This window comes from Streptomyces sp. NPDC059564 (assembly GCF_042735575.1).
GTDB lineage: Bacteria > Actinomycetota > Actinomycetes > Streptomycetales > Streptomycetaceae > Streptomyces.
Genome location: NZ_JBHWBP010000306.1, coordinates 1 through 5,675 on the forward strand (window position 1 = coordinate 1; position 5,675 = coordinate 5,675).

6 protein-coding genes are annotated in these 5,675 nt (G+C 67.3%); 3 read left to right on the forward strand and 3 right to left on the reverse strand.

Annotated elements, in window-relative coordinates:
• From ACFV0Q_RS32785 to ACFV0Q_RS32795, 3 genes are all read left to right on the forward strand, one after another.
• Window positions 1–245, forward strand: a 245-nt coding sequence (locus ACFV0Q_RS32785; protein ID WP_385010328.1) for a hypothetical protein, incomplete at its 5' end; no start/stop codon positions are given.
• Between the two features lie 271 nt (window positions 246–516).
• Window positions 517–903, forward strand: a complete 387-nt coding sequence (locus ACFV0Q_RS32790; protein ID WP_385010330.1) for a hypothetical protein — start codon at window positions 517–519, stop codon at window positions 901–903.
• 230 nt (window positions 904–1,133) lie between these two features.
• Window positions 1,134–1,922: an SAM-dependent methyltransferase gene (locus ACFV0Q_RS32795; RefSeq protein ID WP_385010332.1), complete on the forward strand. Its 789-nt coding sequence runs from the start codon at window positions 1,134–1,136 to the stop codon at window positions 1,920–1,922.
• Here ACFV0Q_RS32795 and ACFV0Q_RS32800 read toward each other — a convergent pair.
• The 3 genes from ACFV0Q_RS32800 to ACFV0Q_RS32810 form a co-directional block, all read right to left on the reverse strand.
• The gene (locus ACFV0Q_RS32800) at window positions 1,919–2,899 is read right to left on the reverse strand and encodes a helix-turn-helix domain-containing protein (protein ID WP_385010334.1); all 981 of its coding nucleotides are present in this window, start codon (window positions 2,897–2,899) and stop codon (window positions 1,919–1,921) included. The two genes, ACFV0Q_RS32795 and ACFV0Q_RS32800, sit on opposite strands and share 4 nt — an antisense overlap.
• Window positions 2,900–2,956: 57 nt before the next feature.
• Window positions 2,957–3,196: a DUF397 domain-containing protein gene (locus ACFV0Q_RS32805; RefSeq protein ID WP_385010336.1), complete on the reverse strand. Its 240-nt coding sequence runs from the start codon at window positions 3,194–3,196 to the stop codon at window positions 2,957–2,959.
• A 1,199-nt stretch (window positions 3,197–4,395) separates the two neighbouring features.
• Window positions 4,396–5,055 (reverse strand): hypothetical protein, encoded by a 660-nt coding sequence (locus tag ACFV0Q_RS32810; RefSeq protein WP_385010337.1) that lies wholly within the window; start codon window positions 5,053–5,055, stop codon window positions 4,396–4,398.
• Between the last annotated feature and the right edge of the window lie 620 nt (window positions 5,056–5,675).

A 5,675-nucleotide genomic window follows, 5' to 3' on the forward strand; every position in this document is an offset into this window, starting at 1 on the left:
CTTACCGGCAGTGGGTTGAGCCTCTGCCGAAGACCGCCGAGGGTACCATTCCGATTCCTGCTCCGGCCGAAACGGGAATTCTGAGCATTCTTTCGGTGGGATTCCGGTGGGGGTCGCTGCTGACGGCAGCCGCAGCAGTAGCCACGGTCATGGGTTCGGCTTCCTCTGAACTGATGCTGACCCTGGCCCCGGCCGTCCTCGCGGACCGGACCGTCGTGTCCTACCTGAGGGTCCGTCGCAGCTGAACCCAAGGGGCCCGGCCGGAGACGATCCGGTCGGGCCTGCTGTATGCCGGCGTCCAGCGTGCGAGGCAGCCATGCCCTGTTCGGAGCGACCTGATCCGGCCAACGCCTTTTGAGTTCCTGATCCCCGTAGATGCGACTGCCTGGGGTACTGATGTCCGAGCCTGCCTTCCGGCGGCCTGTCCTGCACCCCCGCGGCCCAGCGCCCGGGCCGTTGCCGGGCCACACGAACACATCCGACCCGGACGGTCGCCGTCGTTGTCCGCCGACGGCCGTGACGCATGTGTCGTACGAGGCGTTCTGCGTCAAGTACCGGCCCCTCTACACCCGGTACGCGGCAGCCCGGCTGGAGAACACAGGGCACGGTGCCCGCCTCGCCGAATCCGCTCTCGCAGGTCTTGCCCAGGGCTGGTCCGAGGCGCTGACCTGTGCGTCCCCGGCTGCCAGGGTATGGGAGATGTTCACTGCTCTCGTCGAGGCCACCGCCGGCCGCAGGGCCCAGCCGGTGACTTCCCTGCCCTGCCCGCAGGCCGATGCGGTCATCCTTCGCCACCGGCTGGGCCTGGCTCCCGAGGTGGCCGCCGAGATGATGGGCATCTCGGCCAGTGCCTTCCGCGCCCTGCACCGGGCGGCACTTCGTGCGCTCTCCGCACCTCAGTGAATTGTTCACCTGGCATATTCCCGTAAATCGTGGCTCCTGCGCCGCCACAGCACACGCCTGCCGCTGTGTACGCCCGCGTGAGAATTCCGCGGCTGATTCACCACTCGTGCATCCCTGGAACAGTTCGACGGCCTAGTGCCGGCACACCGAGTAGCCCTAACATGTGGCGCTATTCAACTGCCGGTTCTGCGGCGGGGCAGACCGGCACCCTTCGGGAGCCGACCAATCACATGATCGATGTCACCAGGCCCAGCTATGCCCGAATGTACGACTACCTCATCGGCGGCACCGACAACTATCCCAGCGACCGCCAGGCATGCGCCGAACTTCTGACGATCGCACCCGCCATGGAACAGCTCGCCCAGTCCAACCGGGCCTTCCTGGTGCGCGCCGTGCGCTACCTCGCCCGGCAACGCGGGGTCCGCCGATTCATCGACTTCGGAACCGGACTCCCCACCCGTCCCAACGTCCACCAAGTGGCCCAGGAGGTAGACCCGACAGCCTCCGTCGTCTACATCGACAACGACCCCATGGTCTGTGCCCACGGCCGGATGGTTCTCGAAGAGAACCTCCTGACCACCGCGGTCATCGACGCAGATATCCGCCGGCTGGAGACCATCTTCACCGTCCCGCGCGTGCGCCGGATCCTTGCCGACAACCGCCCCGTGGCCGCGCTGTTCGTCTCCGTCCTGCACTGCCTCAACGACGATGACGACCCCTGGCAGCTCGTCCGCAATGTCGCCCGCAGGCTTCCCGCCGGCAGCTACATCGTCATCTCCCACCTGGCCAGCGACGACCCCACTCTGCGCCAGGACCTCACCGCATTCATGTCCCGCACCATCGGCACCTGGGGCCGGGTCCGCTCCACCACCGAGATCGCACGCCTCTTCGATCAGACGGACCTCCTCGAACACCCCAGCCCCGTCGAGGTCTCTACCTGGCGCCCCGACACCGACCTCGGCGTACACCCGGCAAACCGCGACTGGATCGAGTACGGCGGCGTCGCCCGGATCCGCTAGCGGGGATCGACAAGCTCGGCGATCCGCCGCTCCAGGAACTCCAGCGTCTCTTGCTTGCCCAGAGCATGAGAGCGAACCTGTTCCAGGGCCGCCTTGATCATGTCGACCCGTGGCTCTCTCAGCCACGAACCCCCGTTGCCCGCCGTGTCCGCATACAGCATGTCCGCGCAGTCCTGCTCACGAGGGAACTGCAGCAACGTCACCGACGGCGTCATCGGCAGCGCCTGCTCCCACGCCGACGACGGGAACACACGGATATGCACCGACTCCCGGTTCTCACACAGGCTGAACAGATGCCGAAGCTGCTCACGCATCACCTGTCGGCTGCCCACCGTCCTGCGCAGCACCGCCTCATCAATGATCGCGGTGAACTCCCGCTCACTGCCCGCATCCAGCAGCCGCTGCCGCTCCTTGCGAAGCCGCCGCCGCCGTTCGCCGTGCTCGCGCTCCTCATCACTGAGACAGGCATGCGTCATCACCACGTCCATGTACGCGGACACCTGCAGCAGCCCCGGCACGAACATGCTTTCGTACACCGTGATCCGCTCGGCCGCCGCCTCCATGTGCAGCAGGTCGGCGAAGTCCCCGACCACCAGACCGTCGTGGGCCGACCACCAGGCCGTGTCACCCGACAGAAGCTGCTCCACCCGCAGCCGAACCGACCGCTTCTCCTCCGGGTCGGTGACCCCGTAGGCGCAAAGCAGCCCGTCGATGAGCGGGCGGGTGATGGTCACATTCGGGCTGCCGGTCTCAATCCGGCTCAGGACCGGCGTGGAGCTCACCACTTTCCCCGGACCCGCTACGTCGGCCAGCTTCATCCCGGCGGCCTTACGCAGCGCTCTCATCCGCAGGCCGAGGAGCTGCCGGACCGTACGCGAAGACGGGACCGTCCCCCGAACCTCCGGAAGACCGGCCCCGCCGACAACACTCAAAGGCCGTGCGGCCACGTGCGACTCCTCGTTCACGATGGCGATCATGCGCCAGAGCACATCGTGAAGTCTCACTGCCGCCGCGGCAACCCTAGGCCAATGATTTCAGACAGTCATTCCGTCGAACTCGCCCCTCTTTGCGCCATCGAGGAAGGCAATCACCTCTGCCCGGGTGAAGACCAGGGCCGGCCCCTCTGGGAACCGAGAGTTCCTGAACGCCACCTCACCGGCCGCGAGCCGTGCAACTTCCACGCAGTTATCAAAAGGATCACTCGCCGAAGCCTTCCGCCACCGCGCCCCCGCAATTGAATCCGCCGCCACCCCATTGGGGAACATACCGTTCATCGGCCCTGCCCTTCCCACTCCGACCAGCATCTTTGAGCACCACACGGAAACCAGGCGCCCATGGGACACCCCATCACGCACGATCAGCGCACCCAGCTGTGAAACTTTCACTGCGCCGCGCGACGATGCCGACACTAGCCGCGGTCGACAGCTCCCGGCGTCCCTCGAAAGGGCACTCCTTTCAATAGGAAAATCATTCGAACCGCCGTCGGGGGGCGGTTCCAGAACTGTCGGGCAGAGACGCCCTGCAGATTGGCTGAACTGCAATGCACCTTCCGGTCAAACACCCATGCAGACCAGCCTCACGACCTGCCTGGGGTCAATACCCAGGGTATTTGCAACCTGCATCCAACCGTCGTACGCGTCCGCTCCGCACCACCCCACCCACCACCTCGCGCTGCCTACCGCCAGAACTGCCCGCACCAGGCGCTACCCGGCCCGGCGGCCACCTCCCGGTGGCATCCGCTGCCACCTGACGCAGAGAGCTAGGCACGCCGTGAAGGGCCGCCACGTCCACCACGCGGTCCACAGCGAAGACTCCAGGGACAACAACGCGGCACTGCTGCTGGGGAGGTGGGCCGGATCGCCCGGGTGGCCCGCGCCGCTTCGTGAACTGGCGCAGGACCCTGCCCGGCTTCCCGTGCCGGTGAGTGGTACAGCGGCGAGTCCGCTGTTCGACCGGCGCGCGATGACGGCCTGGCTCCTGGCGCACGGCAAAGTCATCTTCCCCACCGCCCCGCCCATCGTCAGGGTGAGAGCGCTCGGCGAGGGCGGGCACAGCCGGAGCGTTCGGGTCGATGACCCGCTACTACTCCTGGCGGACGACGCCGAGGGGACGGACCGCCTGTCCGGCCGGGCGGAGGAGGCAGACGTCCGGGCGTGGCGAAGCTGGGGGAGGGGGCGTACGGGATTGGCCGACAGCGGCAGCCACGCCAACATCGGCAATGCCAACACTCCTGTGGGGCGCGGCGGGCGATGGTGGTGACCCAGGCCGGGACCAGGCGGAATCGGCAGTTGCGCAAGATATGCAGGCCCGGCCAGCGTGACGGGGACACCAGCACCTCCACCGCAGAGATCAACCGGTAACCCTGCCAACTGCGTACACGCCCCGCACCCCGCAGGTGACCGCTCGAGGATTGCCGCAACGTCCGTCACTCGAACGACGTATCGAAGGTGATTGGGGTCGAGAGCAGAGCTGGTCATGGTTGTTGCTGGGCGTAGGGTGCCAGTTCGGGGTGTTCACGTAGGAGTTGTTCCCGTAGGCGGTGTGTTTCCTGGGCTGCGGCGGCGGCGCGCCGTTCGGCTTCGGCTTGGTCTTGTGCTGTGCGGGACTTCTCGGCGTGCTCCGTGTGGGCGTCGTCGAGCATGCGTTCCCACCGGATTGCCTGTCGTAGTCGGTGTGCTTCCTGGGCTGCCTCGGCTTCGTCCATCAGGTTCGCCGTCGCGCGTTGGATCTCCGTCTGCTCGGCCCGGTCCTGGCACTGGCGGCACAGCCCGTTGTCGGGCCGTGGTCCTTTGCCGGCTGCCGAGCAGTCGTCGCCTTCGCATTCCCACCACTGGAGCTTGGGGTCTTCCTTCCGCTGTGCGGGCACTCGGCCTCGGCGGCGGTCTGCCCGGCGCTCTGCACACTTGGGGCATGGACTCCCCATGTGCAGAGTGGCGCCGTCTTCGCACATCGGGTCCGGGCAGTCCGTGGACGGGCGCACCAGCCCGACCGCGACCCCAACCGGGGAGGACAGCTGCCCTTCTGACAGGGCGCGTGCGTAGCCGTGGGTCCACCATCGCTGCTGGATCCGTTCGGCCAGTTGCTGTGGTGTTCGCCCTTGGTCCAGGGCGTGCAGGATCGCCTCACGCAGCACGGTTGGACGGTGGGGCGGCAGAAGGGCGGCGAGTTCCGGTGGCCATCCCGCGTCCACCGTCCTGACTGCCTCGGCCTGCGCCGGCGGGACTCGCTCCTGGCGCCTCCGGCTCGGCCTGACTGCGAAAGCGGGTACGCCAGCGTTCGTGGACGCGGCGCAGCCGCTGGCCTCGCGCGCGCTACTACCTGCAGTGGCCCTGCGGGCGTCATCGGCGCTTCGCGCCGTAGGCGCTGCGGGGGTGTCTTGAGGGGGGAGGGTTAAAGGGGAGGGTTGGGGGATTGCCAGTCCCCCCTCTGGGGATTGCCAGTCCCCCCTTCCACGGGACTGAGAGTCCCCCCTCCCATCCGATTCGAGCTGGTTTAGGGGAGGGGATTGAGAGTCCCCTCCCGCGTGGCGTGGTTTGCCTTTGTCGCTGCGCTCTGTGCGTGGCGGGGCGGGCTGCAGCGGGGGACGGGAGTCGTGTGTCAGTGGGAGCAGGCCTCGGTGTGCCCGGTCCTGGTTTACGCGTGTCAGCCGTTCCGGGCCGTACCAGGCTGCTGGGATCTGTAGGTCGTAGACCTTGGGGCGGGCGTGTGCGGGGATGTACCGGGCGGCTTCCTGATTGCCCAGTGTGATGACAC

Excerpts from the sequence above, each read along its gene's own strand:
- ACFV0Q_RS32795 (WP_385010332.1), top strand. The coding sequence starts at position 1,134 with ATGATCGATGTCACCAGGCCCAGCTATGCCCGAATGTACGACTACCTC.
- ACFV0Q_RS32800 (WP_385010334.1), bottom strand. The coding sequence starts at position 2,899 with ATGATCGCCATCGTGAACGAGGAGTCGCACGTGGCCGCACGGCCTTTG.
- ACFV0Q_RS32805 (WP_385010336.1), bottom strand. The coding sequence starts at position 3,196 with ATGAACGGTATGTTCCCCAATGGGGTGGCGGCGGATTCAATTGCGGGG.